This is a genomic window from Arthrobacter glacialis (assembly GCF_002909445.1).
GTDB lineage: Bacteria > Actinomycetota > Actinomycetes > Actinomycetales > Micrococcaceae > Specibacter > Specibacter glacialis.
In genome coordinates this window covers 125,935-144,752 of the sequence record NZ_PPXC01000001.1, presented here as the reverse complement: position 1 = coordinate 144,752, position 18,818 = coordinate 125,935, and the positions used below count along the sequence as shown (strand labels likewise).

At 61.0% G+C, this 18,818-nt stretch carries 16 protein-coding genes and 1 tRNA gene; 10 read left to right on the top strand and 7 right to left on the bottom strand.

What is annotated here, in order from left to right:
* A complete protein-coding gene (locus tag CVS27_RS00650; protein ID WP_103463814.1) occupies nt 1–1,353 on the bottom strand; it encodes a hypothetical protein in 1,353 nt (450 codons plus the stop codon).
* 354 nt (nt 1,354–1,707) lie between these two features.
* On the opposite strand from CVS27_RS00650, the gene acs reads away from it, so the two are divergent.
* Both acs and aroQ read left to right on the top strand, forming a co-directional pair.
* Nucleotides 1,708–3,684 carry an acetate--CoA ligase gene (gene acs / locus CVS27_RS00645; protein WP_103463813.1) on the top strand — a complete coding sequence of 659 codons (1,977 nt, stop codon included), beginning with the start codon at nt 1,708–1,710 and terminating at the stop codon, nt 3,682–3,684.
* Between the two features lie 124 nt (nt 3,685–3,808).
* Complete coding sequence (gene aroQ / locus CVS27_RS00640; protein WP_103463812.1) at nt 3,809–4,267, top strand: type II 3-dehydroquinate dehydratase; 459 nt, start codon at nt 3,809–3,811, stop codon at nt 4,265–4,267.
* Between the two features lie 24 nt (nt 4,268–4,291).
* Here the strand turns inward: aroQ and CVS27_RS00635 are convergent, their stop codons facing one another.
* Nucleotides 4,292–5,476: a MarP family serine protease gene (locus CVS27_RS00635; RefSeq protein WP_103463811.1), complete on the bottom strand. Its 1,185-nt coding sequence runs from the start codon at nt 5,474–5,476 to the stop codon at nt 4,292–4,294.
* A gap of 239 nt (nt 5,477–5,715) precedes the next feature.
* Here CVS27_RS00635 and CVS27_RS00630 point away from each other — a divergent pair, with 239 nt between their 5' ends.
* The gene (locus CVS27_RS00630; RefSeq protein WP_103463810.1) at nt 5,716–6,393 is read left to right on the top strand and encodes a Crp/Fnr family transcriptional regulator; all 678 of its coding nucleotides are present in this window, start codon (nt 5,716–5,718) and stop codon (nt 6,391–6,393) included.
* Between the two features lie 236 nt (nt 6,394–6,629).
* On the opposite strand, the gene CVS27_RS00625 is transcribed toward CVS27_RS00630, so the two are convergent.
* Genes CVS27_RS00625 through sp36 form a run of 3 tightly spaced genes read right to left on the bottom strand, consistent with a single transcriptional unit; the run spans nt 6,630 to nt 8,195 of the window.
* Nucleotides 6,630–7,529 carry an NUDIX hydrolase gene (locus tag CVS27_RS00625; RefSeq protein WP_103464100.1) on the bottom strand — a complete coding sequence of 300 codons (900 nt, stop codon included), beginning with the start codon at nt 7,527–7,529 and terminating at the stop codon, nt 6,630–6,632.
* 22 nt (nt 7,530–7,551) lie between these two features.
* Nucleotides 7,552–8,037, bottom strand: a complete 486-nt coding sequence (locus tag CVS27_RS00620) for a RidA family protein (protein WP_103463809.1) — start codon at nt 8,035–8,037, stop codon at nt 7,552–7,554.
* A 2-nt stretch (nt 8,038–8,039) separates the two neighbouring features.
* Nucleotides 8,040–8,195: a Sp36 family protein gene (gene sp36 / locus CVS27_RS20675; protein ID WP_165788018.1), complete on the bottom strand. Its 156-nt coding sequence runs from the start codon at nt 8,193–8,195 to the stop codon at nt 8,040–8,042.
* Between the two features lie 36 nt (nt 8,196–8,231).
* Between sp36 and CVS27_RS00615 the strand changes: the two genes are divergently transcribed.
* The 7 genes from CVS27_RS00615 (at nt 8,232) to CVS27_RS00585 (ending at nt 16,155) form a co-directional block, all read left to right on the top strand.
* Complete coding sequence (locus tag CVS27_RS00615) at nt 8,232–10,502, top strand: transglycosylase domain-containing protein (RefSeq protein WP_103463808.1); 2,271 nt, start codon at nt 8,232–8,234, stop codon at nt 10,500–10,502.
* A gap of 12 nt (nt 10,503–10,514) precedes the next feature.
* Entirely contained in the window at nt 10,515–11,465 is a 951-nt protein-coding gene (locus CVS27_RS00610; protein ID WP_103463807.1) for a metallophosphoesterase, read from the top strand.
* An 80-nt stretch (nt 11,466–11,545) separates the two neighbouring features.
* Nucleotides 11,546–12,079, top strand: a complete 534-nt coding sequence (locus tag CVS27_RS00605) for an META domain-containing protein (RefSeq protein ID WP_165788220.1) — start codon at nt 11,546–11,548, stop codon at nt 12,077–12,079.
* Between the two features lie 114 nt (nt 12,080–12,193).
* Nucleotides 12,194–12,270 (top strand) — tRNA-Pro (locus CVS27_RS00600).
* Nucleotides 12,271–12,404: 134 nt separating this feature from the next.
* Nucleotides 12,405–12,761 (top strand): zinc ribbon domain-containing protein YjdM, encoded by a 357-nt coding sequence (locus CVS27_RS00595; protein WP_103464099.1) that lies wholly within the window; start codon nt 12,405–12,407, stop codon nt 12,759–12,761.
* A gap of 33 nt (nt 12,762–12,794) precedes the next feature.
* The gene (locus CVS27_RS00590; RefSeq protein ID WP_103463805.1) at nt 12,795–14,801 is read left to right on the top strand and encodes a DUF6541 family protein; all 2,007 of its coding nucleotides are present in this window, start codon (nt 12,795–12,797) and stop codon (nt 14,799–14,801) included.
* 112 nt (nt 14,802–14,913) lie between these two features.
* Complete coding sequence (locus CVS27_RS00585) at nt 14,914–16,155, top strand: helix-turn-helix domain-containing protein (protein WP_165788017.1); 1,242 nt, start codon at nt 14,914–14,916, stop codon at nt 16,153–16,155.
* A 99-nt stretch (nt 16,156–16,254) separates the two neighbouring features.
* On the opposite strand, the gene CVS27_RS00580 is transcribed toward CVS27_RS00585, so the two are convergent.
* Nucleotides 16,255–17,190 (bottom strand): phosphoribosylaminoimidazolesuccinocarboxamide synthase, encoded by a 936-nt coding sequence (locus CVS27_RS00580; RefSeq protein ID WP_103463803.1) that lies wholly within the window; start codon nt 17,188–17,190, stop codon nt 16,255–16,257.
* Between the two features lie 13 nt (nt 17,191–17,203).
* Nucleotides 17,204–18,496 (bottom strand): phosphoribosylamine--glycine ligase, encoded by a 1,293-nt coding sequence (purD, locus tag CVS27_RS00575; protein ID WP_103463802.1) that lies wholly within the window; start codon nt 18,494–18,496, stop codon nt 17,204–17,206.
* Nucleotides 18,497–18,818: the final 322 nt, after the last annotated feature.

Sequence of the window (18,818 nt, the reverse complement as noted above, 5' to 3'; positions counted from 1 at the left end):
CTACTGGCTGTCCGAGGCCCGCTCAATGCCCACCAGGTCAAGCAAAATGCCTGTCTTGCCGTGGCTGTCCTGGACCAGAAAACTGCTTCCGCGGTCTTCCAGTGCCAAGATCCACGAGCCGGGTGTCAGCTTGAAAACAAACTGGCGGGTCTTCTCATCAATCACGTTCTGGGGACGGTCAACGGCAAACCAGAAGGGATCAGACACCACGGGGGCGGCGCTGGCCTTGGGGTTTACGGTGGCGGCGATGCTCTCCTTGACGGGAGTAGCGACGGGGGCAGGTGCCGAGGAAACCGCTGCCGGCTCGGCCACCTGGGGGTTCAGCGTGGTCGCGGGTGCATCCGCGGACTGATCCGCCACGGTGTTCGCAGCGGCGCTCTGGCTGCTGGCCTGGGCGGCCGAATGAGCGGAGGTGGCCGCGGCAGCTTGCGCGGCCGGCTGGGCGGTTGTGGGCTGCGCCGTTGTGTGCGCAGTTGTGTGGACTGTCGACTGGGCAGCCGGGGCAGTGCTGCCCGCGGCCGCGATCGTTGCGGACTGGGCAGCTGCGGTGGCTGCAGGTGCCGCGTCGGCCACGGTTTGGGCAGCGGCGCCAGCAGTTGCACCAGCAGCTCCGACGCCTGCTGCAGGGGTTTCCTTGGCGGGGGTGAAAATCTGGCCGGCTGCCGTGTGCCCTGCTGCTGCTTGCGGGGCGTTCCACGCGTGGGGCTGCGAGGTGGTGTGAGCACCGGCAGCTGCGACTCCAGCCACAACGCCTGCGGCCGCACCGCTGTTCGAGCGTGAAGCTGCAACGTCATGGGTGGCAACCACGGTCTTCGCGGCCGAGGCGCGCGCAACGGCGGGAACGGCGTCGCGCGCTGCAACATGCGCAGGAACTTCAGGCCGGCCGGCAAAATCCGAGGCCAGCATGGGGATCCACTGTGCGCAAACAGTAGCCGTGAGCAGCACCAGCGAACCCACCAGGCCCAGCAAGTAAGCGATACCGAAGGTGGTTACGGTTCCGGTGAAGAAGAAGAACGTGGCGAAACATGCCACAACAGAAGCAAATTGGTCAATGGACAGCGAACCTATGCGGATCTTGACCGCAGGGCTCAGCCGGCGGACCAGGAACAGAGCGCCCACAGCCAGCGGCAGGATGACGCCGACGCCAATGTAGAACAGTCCAGCAGCATTCCACAGGTTGAAGGTTCCGGCGATGGTGACAATAATCGGCACCAGTGAGGCGATGAAAATTAGTGCAACGGATCCCAGCACTGCCAGGTCGCGAATGGTCAAGGGGCCGGCTACAGCAGTGCTGACCGTTGCCACGCCGGGGCCTGTGGTGGCCGGCGCCGATGGCGTTTGTTGCTCTGTCATGGTCTTACTCCTAAATGTCACGATTACTCCCAAGCCTAGTTACCGCAGAGGGCCAACACTAGCGAGCCACAGCAATACCGGTTAGTAATACACCACACGGGGAGAACTGCCCATGCCTTGGTGCATCGCCGGGTCACGTGCAGTTGAGCGCAGAATCGACCCCACTGGCCCCATTCGACTGTGACGGCAGACACGTTTTAAGCTGGAAAGCGCTACAGTGAAAGCAGGACGACAACTTCTGTCCCTGGCACCCAATCTGCGTAAAGCCATCAGCCCTGTCAAGGAGCTGCGGCGCACTGCGCCATGATTGGCGCTGCCTGGGATGTTAGCTAAGTAGGAATGAAGGGATATTAGATGTCTGAGGTCACCTCACCCGCGGTACACGAGTCCGGGGACGCACTGGAAAATCTCCTCACCGAGAGCCGCCAGTTTCCGCCCAGCGCGGAATTCGCCGCCAACTCCATCGTCAAAGCCGACGAATACGATGCCGCCAACGCTGACCGCCCCGCTTTCTGGGGCAAGCAGGCCCGCGAACTGCTTTCCTGGTCCAAACCGTTTACCAAGACCTTGGACTGGAGCAACCCGCCGTTCGCCACCTGGTTCGAGGACGGCGAAATCAATGCCGCCTACAACGCCCTGGACCGCCATGTGGAGGCCGGCAACGGTGACCGCGTCGCCATTCACTTTGAGGGCGAGCCCGGCGATACCCGCACGTACACCTACGCGCAGCTCACGGAAGAGGTCAAGAAGGCCGCCAACGCGTTTGAGGCGCTTGGCCTGGCCAAGGGCGACCGCGTAGCCGTCTACCTTCCCATGATTCCCGAAGCAGTCATCACCCTGCTGGCCTGTGCCCGCATTGGCGCCATCCATTCGGTGGTGTTCGGCGGCTTCTCGGCCGACGCCCTGCGCTCACGCATTGACGACGCCGAGGCCAAGTTGGTTGTCACGGCCGACGGCACCTTCCGCCGCGGCAAGCCCAGCGCGTTGAAGCCTGCCGTGGATGAGGCGCTGGCAGCACCCGGGCACTCCGTGGAGAACGTCGTGGTGGTTAAGCGCAACGGCCAGGACGTCAACTGGGTTGAAGGCCGCGATCAGTGGTGGGACGACACTGTAGGTACAGCCTCCACCGAGCACACCGCCGTCGGACATGCCGCCGAGCACCCGCTGTTTATCCTCTACACCTCCGGCACCACGGGCAAGCCCAAGGGCATCCTGCACACCACCGGCGGCTACCTCACCCAGACCGCGTACACCCACCGCGCCGTGTTTGACCTGCACCCGGAAACGGATGTTTTCTGGTGCACGGCCGACGTCGGATGGGTCACCGGTCATTCCTACGTCACCTACGCGCCGCTCATCAATGGCGCCACGCAGGTCATGTACGAGGGCACCCCGGACTCCCCGCACCAGGGCCGCTTCTGGGAAATTGTTCAAAAGTACAAGGTCTCCATCCTGTATACGGCCCCCACGGCCATCCGCACGTTCATGAAGTGGGGCGAGGACATCCCCGCCAAGTACGACCTCTCCTCGATCCGCCTGCTCGGATCCGTGGGCGAGCCCATCAACCCGGAGGCGTGGATGTGGTACCGCCGCGTCATTGGCGGCAATAACGCCCCCATCGTGGACACCTGGTGGCAGACCGAAACCGGCGCCATCATGATTGCCCCGCTGCCCGGGGTCACCAGCGCTAAGCCCGGATCCGCCCAGGTCCCCATGCCCGGCATCGCCGTGGACGTGGTGGATGAGCTCGGGGTTTCCGTGCCGCACGGGCATGGCGGCTATCTGGTGATCCGTGAGCCGTGGCCTTCCATGCTGCGCGGGATTTGGGGCGACAACGAACGCTACAAGGAAACCTACTGGTCCCGCTTTGACGGCATGTATTTCGCCGGTGACGGCGCCAAATGGGATGACGACGGCGACATTTGGCTTCTGGGCCGCGTTGATGACGTCATGAACATTTCCGGGCACCGCCTCTCCACCACGGAGATCGAGTCTGCTTTGGTCAGCCACCCCTCGGTGGCCGAGGCAGCCGTGGTGGGCGCAGCTGATGAGACCACCGGCCAGGCCGTGGTGGCGTTTGTGATCCTGCGCGGCTCTGCCGTGGAAGACGCTGACATTGTCACCACCTTGCGCAACCATGTGGGCAAGGAAATTGGCCCGATCGCCAAGCCCAAGACCATCCTGGTGGTGCCCGAACTGCCCAAGACCCGTTCCGGGAAGATCATGCGCCGCCTGCTCAAGGATGTGGCCGAAGGCCGCGCCGTGGGTGACTCCTCAACCCTGGCTGACAACACAGTCATGAACCAGATTGCCGAGTCCCTGCGCGCCTAGCTTCTTCACAACTGACCCGCAGAAAACGACGAAAAATCGCTATTTTTACGTGATTTTCGGCGTTTTCTGCGGGTCAGTTGCTTAAGTCGGAAGGGTGGCTGCTCCAGTGGGGCATTATTAACCCATGACCTCAACCACTGCAGCGGACCGCGGCGCACTGCTGATCCTCAACGGCCCCAATCTGAACCTTCTGGGCACCCGCGAACCGGAGATTTACGGCTCAGCCACGCTGGCCGACGTCGAACTTCTCGCCACCGAGGCGGCCACGGCTGCCGGGTTCAGTGCAAGCTGCGTGCAGTCCAACCATGAGGGTGTTTTGCTGGATGCCATTCACGCAGCCCGGGGAACGGCTGTGGGGATCATCATCAATGCCGGCGCGTACACGCACACCTCAGTGGCGCTGCGGGACGCGATTGCCGCCGTCGAACTCCCCACCGTGGAGGTGCACATCTCCAACGTGCACCAGCGCGAGGAGTTCAGGCACCACTCCTACCTGTCAGCCGTGTGCGGCACAGTCATTGTTGGCGCTGGCATTCACGGCTACGAGCTTGCGGTGAGCTACCTGGACAAAACCCTGAATTAGAGGCCTAGAAGGGCCGCTAACCCGTCAACCGACCTTGCAGGACCCTGCGGACACGGCACTGTTGAGCTGGGGCGCGGCCGCGATCACAGGTCCGGCTTCTTCCATGGTCAAGGCGAAGCCAATGTTGTTTTGCGTGGTGGCTTTCGCGAAGATGACGCCCACAACGCGGCCATCGCTATCCAGCAAGGGCCCGCCGGAGTTGCCTGACTGGACGTTGCCAGCCAGCTGGTACACGTTCAGGAGGGATTTTTGCCCGCCGGTGATGTCCGGAACCATCATGGGTCCGGAGGACAGCACAGTGGCCGGGCGCACTTGCAAGGGCCCGCCCAGCGGGTAGCCCGCAAACGCCGCAGCCGTGTTGCTGGGTGCCGTTCCTGCCGCGGGCAGTGGCGCAGCGTCCAACGAGTCCACGGCCAGAATTGCCAGATCCTTCACAGGGTCAAAGAACACCACGCGGGCAGGCAGAACACCTTGGGTTTGGGTTTGCACCACCGGCCGCGCAACGCCGGCAACCACGTGTGCGTTGGTCAACACCCGTCCGGGCGAGACCACAAATCCCGTGCCCGTCTGGTTTTGTCCACACTGGAATGCTGTCCCGGAAATCTTCATGACTGAGGTGGCCGCGTTGTTCCAGGCCGAGGTATTCGTGTCGGCATTGGGTGCCGCAACCTGAACATTGGGTCCGGCCGGGTTCAACAGCGCGGGGATCCCCTCATCCAAAACCAGGGAGCGAATTTGGGCGGCAGCCGCCTTGACCGGATCTGGTGTCCAGGCCTCAATTCTGGAGATGACTTTCGAGTCGCTCAGTTGCTTGGAGACGGCCGGGATACCCAGGTTGGACACGCTAAATGCCAGCATCGATATGACTAGTGCGGCGACAAAAACGTTAAGCACGCCACCCAAAAGCCTGTTGACAGTCCTGATGGAGTCCGATTTCACACGCCGGCCAATGGCCCGGCCAAGGCGCATCCCCAATGCATGGCCACTGGCTATCAGCACCACGGTGGCACCCAACACCATGGCGGTACGCCAACCGGGGCTGGGCGCGAATTGGTTGACGAAGGGCGCAGCAAAGAACGCCGCCACGGCGCCTGCCACAAACCCTGCAAGGCCGCCCAGCCCCACTACAAGCCCGGTTTTCAGGCCGTAGATCAACTGCCACAACAGCCACAGGATCAGCACCGCATCTAGCCAGGAAAAACCAAACACCTATGAGCAGAGCTCCTCGCGGGCTGGGCCCGCCATCATCAAAGTTCGGGCACAGAACGTGTCCCGACTGGACATATTACCGGGGCAAGCCGAACGATCCCTGAGCTTTCGCACGTCTCAATCTGCCAATATGCTGTCAACGAACGTCTTGAATGCCAAATTGGTCACAAAAACAGAAAAGTTCTGAAACAATCAATATTAGGTCAGAACTGATTAGCTACATACTGCAAGGAGATTTCATGGACATCGAGGTACTACGCCGGGCACCCCTTTTCGCTACGCTCGACGACGAGGCATTCCGCCTTTTGACGGACGAACTGGCTGAGGTGGATCTCTCTCGCGGCGCATCTGTCTTCCGTGAAGGCGACCAAGGCGATCAGCTGTACTTCATCGTTTCGGGCAAGGTGAAGCTGGGACGCACTTCCTCCGATGGTCGCGAGTCCCTGGTTGCCATCTTGGGCCCGGGCGAGCTCTTTGGCGAAATGGCACTCTTCGATCCGGCACCCCGCAGCACCACTGCAACAGCCGTTTCTGAGACTCGCCTGGCCGGGTTGAAGAACGAATCCCTGAACAATCTGCTGCGCAACCGCCCCGAGGTCTCCATGCAGTTGCTGCAGGCCCTGGCCCGCCGCCTGCGCCGCACCAACGACAACCTCTCCGACTTGGTCTTCTCCGATGTTCCCGGGCGTGTTGCCAAGGCCATTCTGGACCTGGCAGACCGCTTTGGCCGACCGGCCACCGACGGCATCTTGGTAGCCCACGAGCTCACCCAGGAAGAGTTGGCCCAGCTGGTCGGCGCTTCTCGCGAAACAGTCAACAAGGCCCTGGCCGAATTTGTCCAGCGTGGCTGGCTCCGTCTGGAAGCCCGCGCAGTTGTCATCTTGGACGTCAACCGTCTGCGCCAGCGCAGCCGGTAGTCCCCACCCGCCGGCCCGATAAATCGCTGACGCGATTTCCCGGGAACCTGGCGAGCGTGGGCCCACCCGCAAAAAGCACGGGCCCGGCCACCTAATTAGGTGGCCGGGCCCGTGCTTTTTTGTCACGAGAACCGCTCGTGGACGCGAATGCTGACCTTAGCCGCAAAAGAGTCTGTGTAACCATGCATCTCGCGGCTAGGGTCAGCACAGCCGTCAGAAGCAGTGAACCCGTGCCGTTACCGCTCGCGGCAGGCGCCGCCTTCGGACGCTGTTAACACTTCCAGGCAAAACGCCTCAGGGTCCTCGCCAATGAGCCGCGGCTGGTATTCATTGATGGGGCGCTTGTGGTTCAAATATGCAATGCACCCGCGCGCCGCGGCAATTTTCTCCAGAATGATTTCCACACCGGGCACCACCAGCTCACCGAGCGTCAGCCCAACGGTCAGCGGCTGGCCCACTTCATCACCCAGGGCAGTGGTTTCACGATCCGCCAAAATATCCCCGGCACTTGCCCATCGTCCCCACACACCCTTGCTGGTGAGCAGTGACGCCTGCTGGTTGATGGGTGTGGCAGCGGCAAAGTATCGGGTGTCAAAGCGCCTGTGAGCAAAATCCGGGCTCAACCAGTGACTCAGCGGCTTGAGCAGATCCGTGCGCAACGCCAATCCGTACCGCTCCAGCAAGGCAGCGAAAGTGGTTTCCTGCCCGGCAATGGACTCGCGGGCGCGCATCCATTCGGGTCCGGAAATGTTTTCCACGAGGCTCGACGCATCCGGACCGGCCAACAATATGCCGGTCTCCTCGAACGTTTCGCGAATGGCAGCCACCACGTGACGCTTGGCCAGGCCTATGTCTGTCGTGCCCAGGCTCTTGGCCCACACTGTGGGTGAGGGGCCCACCCAGTCGGTGACGTCGTCGTCCGCGGCCTCAATGGTGCCGCCAGGAAACGCAACCGCACCCAGCGGAGATCCCCCGGGGCGGTACGTCAAAAAAGTTTGCAAACCGCTGGGGCTGTCCTTCAACAGCACCACCGACGACGCCGGCCGCGGCTTGCTGGGCGTGCGGGCACCAAATTCCACCCATGTCTGCGCAGCTTCCCGCTGGTCTGCACTCAGCGGGAAACGGCGCTTGCCCATGGGCCGCGCACCCACGGGACTGCTACTGGAATTCGGCAATCAGCTCAACCTCAACAGGAGAATCCAAGGGCAAAACGGAAACTCCGACGGCGGAACGTGCGTGAACTCCGGCGTCGCCGAATACTTCGCCCAGAAGTTCGGAGGCGCCGTTGATGACACCTGGCTGGCCTGTGAAAGATGGGTCCGAGGCAACAAAGCCAACAACTTTAACAATCCGGGTCACCCGGTCCAGGTCACCAATGACGTTTTTGAGCGCCGCAATGGCGTTGATGGCACACGTGGCGGCCATGGACTTTGCGTCCTCAGCTGAAACCTCGGCTCCGACCTTGCCCGTAGCTGTGAGTTTGCCGCCAATAAATGGGAGCTGCCCGGAGGTGTAAACGTGGTTGCCGGAGATGACGGCTGGCACATACACAGCTACAGGGGGGACCACCGGGGGAAGGGTCAAACCCAGCTCGGTCAGGCGTGCCTCAATGCGCGAGGATCCGTGGTTTGATGCGGTTTCCACGGTTACGCCTTCTCTCGTTTAAGGTAGGCCACCAAGCCCCTGCCGTCAGGTCCGGGAACAACCTGGACAAGCTCCCAGCCGTCGTCTCCCCAGCTGTCCAGGATCGCCTTGGTGTTGTGGATAATCAGCGGAATCGTAGAGTACTCCCATTTGGTCATACGTCAAAGAGTATCCCCTGCCGGTAAACTGAGAAAATGGCAGCAAAAAAACACCCCATTTTCGATACCGCCACCACTCTAGGCAAATTGGTCGCCTTCCTGGGCGTCAGCACCATTTGTGGTGTCCTGGTGGCCGGACTCATGGTTCCGGCTGTGGCACTGGCGGGCACAACCACCACCTCATCCATCTCTTTCTTTGATGATCTCCCGGATGAGATGACTGTTGGCACCCCCGCCCTGTCCTCGAAGATTCTTGCTGCCGACGGGTCCGTCATTGCGACTTTCTACGATCAAAACCGTACCGAAGTGGCTCTGGAGAACATTTCCCCGTTCATGAAGAACGCGGTGATTGCTGTTGAAGACGCCCGCTACTACGAGCACGGGGGCATTGACACCCGTGGTTTGATCCGTGCCGTTACCTCCATGGCCCAGGGCGGTGGACGCCAGGGCGCCTCCACCATCACCCAGCAGTACGTGAACAACGTCATCATTCAGACCTACGCTGCCAATGGCGAGAATGACAAGATCAAGCTCGGCTCTGACAAGGGTATCGGCGAGAAAGTGCGCGAGATCAAGCTCGCCATCTCCATGGAGAAGAAATATTCCAAGGACGAAATCCTGCAGGGCTACCTGAACTGGGTGCTTTACGCCAACGGCAACTTCGGCATTGAATCAGCTGCATCCTTCTACTTTGGTGTCCACGCAAAGGATCTCACCTTGCCGCAGTCGGCTCTCCTGGCTGGCGTGGTGAACAGCCCCACCGTTTACGACCCAGTGGCGAACCCCGAGGCCGCAGTTGGCCGCCGCAATTTGGTGCTGGCACACATGCTGGACCAGGGCATGATCGATCAAAAGCAACATGACGAAGCAGTTGCGTCACCCATTGGCCTGAACATCCAGGAGAACCGTCTGGGCTGCACAACGGCCGTCCGTGCTGAGTACTTCTGCGAGTACGTCACCAACCTGATCTCCAATGATCCCGCCTACGGAAAAACTGTGGAGGACCGCGAAAAGCTGCTGCTCCAGGGTGGACTGGCAATCACCACCACACTGGATCCGGGGTTGCAGGATGCTGCACAGGCCCAGCTGCAGAACTTCACACCCATGGAAAACAACCCTGACAGGGTAGGTCAGAGCCTGGTCACAGTGCAGCCTGGCAGCGGCAAGATCCTAGCCATGGCCCAAAACACCAAGCTGGCTCCGCCGGAAGGCCAATGGAAAACCGACTACAACTTCAACGTTGACCGCCTCGACGCCAACGGCAATTCGCTGGGCGGCTCGGGCGGATTTGATGTGGGTTCAACCATCAAGCCCTTTACCTTTGCCGAGTGGCTGAATTCAGGCCACAAGATCAACGAAATTGTCAATGCCTCGGTCCGCAAGTACCCGGCTGGCTTCCAATGGAACAACTCGTGTGGTTCCACGGGCGGAATCTACGACTCCAACAATCCTGACGCCGCGGATGACCTCCAGAATGCAGAAGAAGGCTGGTACCGGAACTTGACGGCGCGTGAGGGCCTCTACAACTCCCTGAACACTGCCACCTTTGCCACAGCCGCAAAACTTGACATCTGCAACATCCAGAAAATGATGACAGCAACGGGAATCCACAATGGTGAGGACCCTAAGCAGCCGTACAATCTGGAGAACGTCAGCTCACTCCTGGGCTCAGGCGAAGTGGCACCGGTGATCATGGCCTCTGCCTTTGCCACCTTTGCTTCCGGCGGCGTCCACTGCGATCCCATTGCCTTGGTTTCAATTTCCAATGCCAAGGGAGATAAGTTCCCGGTACCCTCCGCCAATTGCAAGCAGACGGTAAAGCCTGAAGTTGCCGCAGGCGTCAACTCGGTGCTGGGTGAAGTGCTGGTCCGCGGTTCCGGCTACCAGATTCCGCTGCAGTTCAAGCCCGCAGATCCGCTGCAATACAACTCCGCTGCCAAGACCGGTACCACCAATGACTCCCAGCAAACCTGGACCACGGGCTACACCAAGGGTCTGGTGACCACCTCATGGGTGGGCAGTCCTGAGGAGAAGAACCGTTCCAACAACGGATTGCTGATCGCCAACCAGCGCATCAGCTATGTGGATGGTGCCACCTACGCTGGCAAGGCGTGGCAGGGGTACATGAATCAGGTTGCCGGGTTCTTTGACGTGAGCAGCTTTACACCCCCGCCGGCCAGCATGGTCAACGCCCCCGTGACCGTTGCACCCCAGCCAGCTGCGCCCAAGCCCGCAACGCCAAACTCCGGCGGCTCCGACAAGCCGGCAGACGAAAAACCTGCCGACAACAAAGACAAGAAAGACTAGAGCACGGCTCAGATGTCACGTACACGTACAGCCGGATCCAGCCTCTCCGCGTTGGGAGCAGCGGCGGGGCTCGCCGTAGCCACGGGTGTGGGCGCTGTGGCGTATGGTGCCTTGATTGAGCGCAACTGGTTTGCGATCCGGGAAGAGCGGCTTGCGATTCTGCCGCCAGGTGCAGCGCCTTTCACGGTGCTGCACCTCTCAGACATCCATCTCTCCCCGGGTCAGCACAAGAAGACGCGCTGGTTGAGGGAACTCGCCGCAATTCAACCGGACCTTGTGGTCAATACGGGGGACAACCTCAGCCATCCTGCGGCCATTGCCCCGTTGCTGGAGGCTTTGGGTCCGCTCATGGAGTTTCCTGGCGTCTTTGTGCCCGGTTCCAATGACTACTTCGCGTCGACCTTCAGGAACCCTTTTGCGTACTTTGCCGGGCCGTCCAAGCTTCCCGCTGGAAAGAACCGTGAGCCTGTAGCCCTGGACACCGACGCACTCCATACCGGCTTCGGTTTGGGCGGTTGGGTAAATCTGACCAATAGGGCGCAGTCCATCCCGTTCAACGGTATTCGCTTTGACTTCAGCGGCGTGGATGATCCGCACCTCAATCGCGAACGCTACGCCGGTTGGCCGCGAGGTTCCGTCACCCAAGACAACGCCCCGCACGTGAAAATTGCCGTGGTCCATGCCCCGTATCAACGTGTTTTGGACCATTTCACTGGCGAAGGTGCCGACCTGATCCTGGCCGGACACACCCATGGCGGACAGGTTTGCCTGCCCGGGTACGGCGCCTTGGTCACTAATTGCGATCTGCCCACGTGGCGCGCCAAGGGCCTCAATGACTGGGACGCCCACGGCTTGAGGAGCCCCGTCAACGTCTCAGCCGGCATTGGCACGTCCCGCACAGCACCTTTCCGCTTTGCCTGCCGCCCCGAGGCTGTTGTCCTGACGTTGACAGCCAAAGAGTGACTGCCAAGGATTGACGGCGAAGAACCGACAGCCATAGAGTGGCAACACTCAACGCCGTTATCAATCTTTGGGGACCCGCAGTGAAAAGACATCTGTTTCTTCTGGGAGCAGCGCTGTTGTTGTTGAGCGCCTGCGGCACCACTCCCGACGCCGGCGGGGCCGCCGGGGCCGCCGGCACAACATCGGATGCCACCGACGTTTCCACACAGACGCCGACCCAATGCGCGCCAGTAGCGGGCGGCATTCCCCACTCGGTGAAGGACTTTGACTGCCTGAACCTCAGCTCAGTGAGCGGCAGTGACTCCACTGGCGAGTTGGCATGGCTGGGCAACGAACCGTTTACTGTGATGACCATGCCTCGAGACGGCGGCGTATCGTTCTCCTCCAAAACTCCCTGCAACACTCTCATGGGCCAAGTTGAAGTCAGCGACACACAATTTGTGGTGGGCTCCAATCTGGCCATGACGATGATGGCTTGCCAGAGCCCCCAAAGTGATTACGAAAAGTGGGTGGTCAAGTTCTTCTCCACACCACTGGATTACACCTTGAACGCGGACTCTCTGATCCTGAGCAACACCGTTGGGACAGTTACTTTCAAGCCCGCAGGCTCCTAGCTGCGGAGCCGCTATGCTCGGCCCAACACCACGATTTCGCGATCACGGCCCCTGTCCGCTATTCTTGAGAGGTTGCTTTTTCAGACCTTCACAGGTCCGGGAAGAGTGGCGGATCGGGGTGTGGCGCAGCTTGGTAGCGCGCGTCGTTCGGGACGACGAGGCCGCAGGTTCAAATCCTGTCACCCCGACCAAATCACAGCAGCGGTATCCACTTCGGATGCCGCTGCTGTTGTTTTATCCCCTGAGGCCGCCATCCCGGGCGCACAGGCACCAACGGGCAGCGGCTCCCAGCTGGCAAGGAGCCGCAACGGCTAAGATGGATCGCATGAGTGAGATTCTTCCCCCCTGCCCTGTCTGCGCCAGCGAATACAGCTACGAGATGGGTGAACTGCTGGTCTGCCCAGAGTGCGCCCACGAGTGGTCTCCGGTGGAGGACGGCAACTCGGAAGAGGCTGCGCAGGAAACTGTGGTGAAGGACGCCGTGGGCAACATCTTGATCGACGGCGACACTGTCAGCATCGTGAAAACCATGAAGATCAAGGGCAGCCCCCAGGACCTGAAGATCGGCACAAAAGTACGCAACATTCGCCTGATTTCCCCTGTCAATGGGCATGACATCGACGCCAAAGTAGACGGTTTTGGCCCCATGAAACTCAAGTCCAGCGTAGTCAAAAAGGTCTAGTCCAGCCCAACTTTTTTTAGACAGGATGTTTGGGTGAGTTCATGGTTTGAAGCGCTGCCGGCCTTTGTCGTGGCGTTGTTGATGCTCGCCCTGCCCGGCGGCGCAGTTCTACTGGCTCTGCGGGTGCGCGGTCTCATGGCGCTCTGTTTGGCCCCTGCAGTGTCGGTGTCCGTCATTGGCGTCAGCGCCGTGGTGGCTCCGCTGATCCATTTGCCCTGGAACGTGGCGGTGGTGCTCTTGGGTACCGCCGTCGCCGCTGGAGCCGGCTGGATGGCCAGGCGCTTCATCCCAGCCCTCAGCGCTGTCTCGCCTGCGCACTCCCCTGCGCAGGACCATAAGGCCAACACGGGGGTCGGCGCAGCAGCCGCAGGCGTTCTCGTTGCACTGGCGATGACGACGGCGATTCTGACGCTCGTTGCCAGCAACCCCGAACAGTTCACGCAGGGCTACGACTCCGTCTTTCACCTCAACGCCACAGCGTATGCCGCGGAAACCTCCAACGCGTCTTCCTTCGCCATTTCCGGGTTCATCCTGCCCACTGTGAAGACAGTTTTTTATCCCGGTGCCTGGCATGGGCTGGCGAGCCTGCTGGCCATTGTCACCGGTGTCAGCATCCCCGCGGCAACAAACATCATGTGGTTGGCAGTGGCGGGCGTGGTGTGGCCACTGAGCTGCGTCTTTTTGACTCGCGTGCTCTTTGGCACGGGGCGCACACTGCTCATTTCGGCAGCCGTTCTGGCGGCTGCCTTCCCCGCCTTTCCATGGCTTTTGCTGCAGTACGGTTCCGCGTACCCCAACGCGCTTTCCAATGCCTTGGTTCCCTTGGGGATTGGCTTGGTGTTGTTGATTATCAGGCCGTCAGCTCACACGGGCCTACATCCCGCCCAAGCCTTGACGGTGGTGGTGCTGTTCATGCCGGGGGCCGTCATGGCCCAACCAAACGGAATTTTCAGTATCTTGCTGGTCTTGACTCCGCTCTTGGCCTACCTGATTTTCGCGTGGCTGCGCACTGGCTTTAGACGTTCACGACGTCACGGCTGGAACCGTTTGGGCCTACTCATCCTGGTCACCGCCGTGGCAGCCGCCGCCATGCTGGCCGTACCGCAAATCCGCAGTCTTTTTGGCTACACCAGCCCGGCATTCCTGTTCTTTCCGCTGGCCCTGCTGCGAAACTTCACCCATGCACCGGCCCCCATCTGGTTCCCGGCCCTGGCTCTGACGGCCCTGGTCCTGCTGGGTGTGCGCGCCGGATTCCGCAGCCCCGGGCTGAAGTGGCTGGCACCGGCACTCGTTTTGGTGGCTTTCACCTACCCTCTGGCCACCGGCACCAATGCCAGCCTGGCCAACATTGTCATGGCTCCCTGGTGGGACAACCCGGAACGCATTGCCGCCCTCATGCCATTGCTTGCTGTGCCGCTGGCGGCTCTGGGCATGGTCAAGCTGGTGGAATGGCTGATCGGCAGATTCCCAACATTCTTCATCCGCACTGGCTTGCGGGAGACCAAGGGCAGGGCGACGACGGCGGCCGTTCTCGTCGTCGTGCTTGCCTTCTCCAACCCGGGCCTGTGGCAAATCAAGGACCAGGTGGGCGTGATGTACCGCGTCCCCGCCGAGCCTGATGGTCTGGCGCAGGTGGACGCCCATGAGTTGGCGTTGATTCACAGGCTCGGAAATTACACCACCAAAAACGACGTCATCGCCAATAATCCTTACAACGGATCGGCCTTGGCCATGGCGCTGGCGGGGAGTCGAATGCTGTTTCCGTATAGCTCGCAGGGGGATTTGAACCCCGATCTTTACACGCTGCGTTTTTGGCTCAACCGTGTGGGCAGCGATCAAGAAGTATGCTCGGCCGCGAAACGCCAGGGCGTCACGCATCTGCTGGATTTTGGCACCGACTACATCCCTGCGTTTAACGATCCGCGTTCGCTCTATCCTGGAATCACGCTGGCACCCGATTCCGATGCCTTCACCCTGGTGGCCAGCGAAGGGCACGCCAGACTGTACAAGATGACACTTTGCGGCGGAGTACCTATCTAGAAGGACAGCAGCAGCCACTTTTTGACACTTTTGTCATGTTTTCCGCTCCGTTCCATTGTTGACGCCGTAGAGTGTAGCCAACGGTGGCATGCGGCAAGCAAGGAGCAAGCGAGTGGGTAGTAGTTTTGGTGATCGACTCAAACAGGAACGTTTGTCGCGTCAACTCACACAGGCTGAACTGGGCGGTGAGCTCTATTCGGCAAGCTACATTTCCCTGCTGGAGAACGCCCACCGTGAGCCAACGGCTGACATCATCAAACAGTTGGCCTCGCAACTTCAAATGGCCCCTTCTGCGATTGCCGAGTGGGTTCAGGCATCCTCCCCGGCGGAAAGCGAATATCTTCGACTGTCCCTGTGTGCCCGGCAATGCTGGGACACCCGCGACTACCTGGGCGCGGCCAGCAATGCCAAAGCTGCTGCCGATTTGGCCTGCGCCAACCAGAATCCGGTCATCTGGTGGAACATGACTTTCCTGAGCGCCAACTCATTGCTGCGCAACGGCAACCATGCGCAGGCCATTGAGGTGTTGATCGCGCTGTTGAAGCACCCGCTGACAACTGCCAGTGATCCTCTCTCGCTCCGCGCACATCAGGTCATGGCTGCGACCATGCTGGCTCAAGGCTCTCTGTCTGAGGCCATCCAGCACGCCACCGCCGCAGTGGAAATCGGTTCCGGTGACAGCGCCGAAGAATTCAGTGCCTATTTGATGGCGCTTCAAACACTTGTTGGCGCACTCACGGAAGCCGGTCGTCTTGACGAGGCTTGGACACACACACTGATTCTTGCCGATTCCGTCACGGATTCCACCCCCGATCAGATGGCCGGGGAAATCCACTGGGTCATTGGCAACGTTGCGTTTATTCGCCAAGACATCCGGGTGGGCTTGGAACACCACGCGAAGGCAAGCCGCCTTCTGTCCCCTGCCGCCGACCTTGCCCGGTGGGCCCAGTTCAACAAGGCAACAGCCTGGGTGCGGCTCATGGCGGGCGTGGTGGAGCCCGCCACCTTGCAGGCCATTGAACGCAGCGAACTGGCTCACTCCGTGGTGGGGGCAACGGCCTCGGAGACCCTCGAAGTCTCATTGCTTCGGGCCCGGTGGCACTACCTCAATGGCGAGTTGCCTCGGGCATTGGAACTTTTGGCCAACATTGAAGCCAACAAGGAGCAGCTGGCTCCTCATATTGCCGGCGATTCAGCCTTGTTGCTGGGCAGTGCATTGAAAGCCGCTGACAGCTCTGCCCAGGCGCTGGAAGCGTTCACCAACGCCAGAGACAGGTTCGTTCTGGCCGGAGCCGCGGACAGGGCTGCCGTGGCCCAGGAAAACATCACCGAACTTCAAGGTTCCCCCCGCTGAGGCTCCCGGCGCGGCCCAACAAAACTGGCCCGCATAAAACGGCGAAAATCATCCAATTCGGAGCGATTTTCGTCGTTTTCTGCGGGCTAGTTGGAAAAGCTAGATGAAGGTTTCGCCCGTCAGGCGCTCGTACGCTTCCACGTAGCGGGCCCTGGTGCGTTCCACGACGTCGGCCGGAAGGGTTGGCGGCGGCGTATCCGAGGCCTTGTCCCAGCCCGATTCTTCACTGGAGAGCCAATCGCGCACATATTGCTTGTCAAAACTGGGCTGGGCCTGGCCCGGAGCCCACAGGGCCGCATCCCAGAAGCGTGAGGAATCAGGGGTCAGGACCTCGTCACCTAAGGTGATGACGCCGTCGGCCGGGTCTGTGCCAAACTCCACCTTGGTGTCAGCCAGGATGATGCCTCGTTCGCGGGCAATTTCTTCCGCCCGGGTGTAAATCTCCAAGGTCAGGCTGCGCAACGCTTCGGCGTCGTCGGCTCCCACAGTTTCCACCATGGTCTCGAAGCTGATGTTCTCATCATGCTCACCCACCTCGGCTTTGGCCGACGGCGTGAAGATGGCCGGCACCAGGCGTGAGCCATCCACCAACCCGGCCGGCAGCGGCAGGGTGCAGACAGTTTGTGACTGGCGGTACTCGATGAGTCCGGTGCCTGTCAGATAGCCGCGGGAAATGCACTCGATGGGGAACATTTCCAGACGCTTGCACACCATGGCGCGGCCGGCAACCTCCTCTGGAACGCCGGTTTCAACCGTTGCTGCGATCACGTGGTTGGGCACATCGAGCTGCGCAAACCACCACAGGCTTAAGCCGGTCAGAATCCGCCCCTTGTCAGGGATCTCGGTGGCCAGGATGTGATCGAAGGCGCTGATGCGATCGCTGGCAACCACCAGAACCACGTCGCTGCGTCCGGCGAAGGGGGTCGCAGCAGACGCGACCGCCGTTGCGGCCGGCTCGTAAAGGTCACGAACCTTGCCCGAGTAGATGTGGGTCCATCCGGGCAGGACGGGGGCCGCGGGGATTGCTGAAGCCATGATTTTCTTGTCCTTAAGCCTGTGCCGAGGTGTTTGTCACGGTGATTTCTCCACGGGCAGCCTTGGCCGCAATGTCATTGCGGTACTGGCCACCTTCTAAGGAAATCTCCTCAATGCCGGCATAGGCACGCTCGCGCGCATCCACCAGGTCAACGCCCAAACCAACCACAGCGAGCACGCGACCGCCGGCGCTCACCGTGTATCCGGCGTCGTCGGCGGCGGTGCCCGCATGCAGCACGTGCACGCCGTCGAGCCGGTTGGCCTTCTTCAGCCCACGGATCCGGTCCCCTGTACGGGGAGCATCGGGGTAGTTTTCGCTGGCCAAAACCACAGCCACGGCCGTTTCAGGCAGCCAGCGCAACTCATCGATGTCTGCCAGCTGGCCCTTGGCCGCCGCCATGAGGACACCGCCCAAGGGGGTCTTCAGACGGGCGAGGACTGCCTGCGTTTCCGGGTCGCCGAAGCGTGCGTTGAATTCAATGACGCGGGTGCCGCGGCTGGTCAGCGCCAACCCGCAGTACAAAACACCCACAAAGGGTGTGCCTCGGCGGGCCATCTCATCAATGGTGGGCTGGGCCACGCGGTCAATGACTTCCTGAACCAGGCCGGCGGGGGCCCACTCGAGCGGGGAATATGCACCCATGCCGCCGGTGTTGGGGCCTTCGTCGCCGTCGAAAATGCGCTTGAAATCCTGGGCAGGAGCCAACGGGACAACGTTGTGGCCGTCGGCAAGGACAAACAGGGAAACTTCGGGGCCGTCAAGGAACTCTTCGATGACAACAGTGCCGCCCACATCAAAGCAGGACTGGGCATGGGCCAAGGCTTCGGCGCGGTCATTGGTAACCACAACCCCCTTGCCGGCGGCCAAGCCGTCATCCTTGACAACATAGGGGGCACCAAAGGTGTCCAGTGCGTCGGCAGCCTCGTCGGCGTTGACAGCAACCTTGGCCATGGCCGTGGGGACCTGTGCCTCCGCCATGACAGCCTTGGCAAACGCCTTGGACGCTTCCAGCTGTGCGGCTTCCTTGCTGGGGCCAAAGACAGGAATTCCGGCCTCGCGCACGGCGTCGGCAACACCTGCGGCCAAGGGAGCCTCGGGCCCCACAACAACAAGGTCGCTTCCAAGCCTCAACGCCAGGGCTGCAACAGCGGCTGGATCGCTGGCGTTGAGCGCATGCGTGGGCACAATGGCTGCGATGCCGGCATTGCCGGGGGCAGCGTGTACCTCACTGACGTTGGGGTCGCTAAGCAACGAGCGGACAATGGCATGTTCGCGGCCTCCGGGGCCAATCACTAGAACCTTCACCCCTCAAGGGTACTTGCCCGAGCGCCCCGAGCCGTAAAGTGTCACATGAGCGGATTGGCCCGCAACTCAGGCTGGCTCCGTCCGAGGAATCTACATACCCACCCATGAAAGCCGGAAACAGTCAATGGGCAGCTCTGACATCGGCGCCATGGCGGCGTTCTGCACGTAATGTGACTCGAATCGCCGCCCGTTCATTGCCCGCGTTTCCGCTACTTGATAGCTTGACGATTGGAATTGCCTGAAATATCTCTCCTATGAGGGCAGCGGCGCCCCGCGCGCATCCACAAGCACACACTAGCTCTCTTCACCCCGGTCTCTTCAG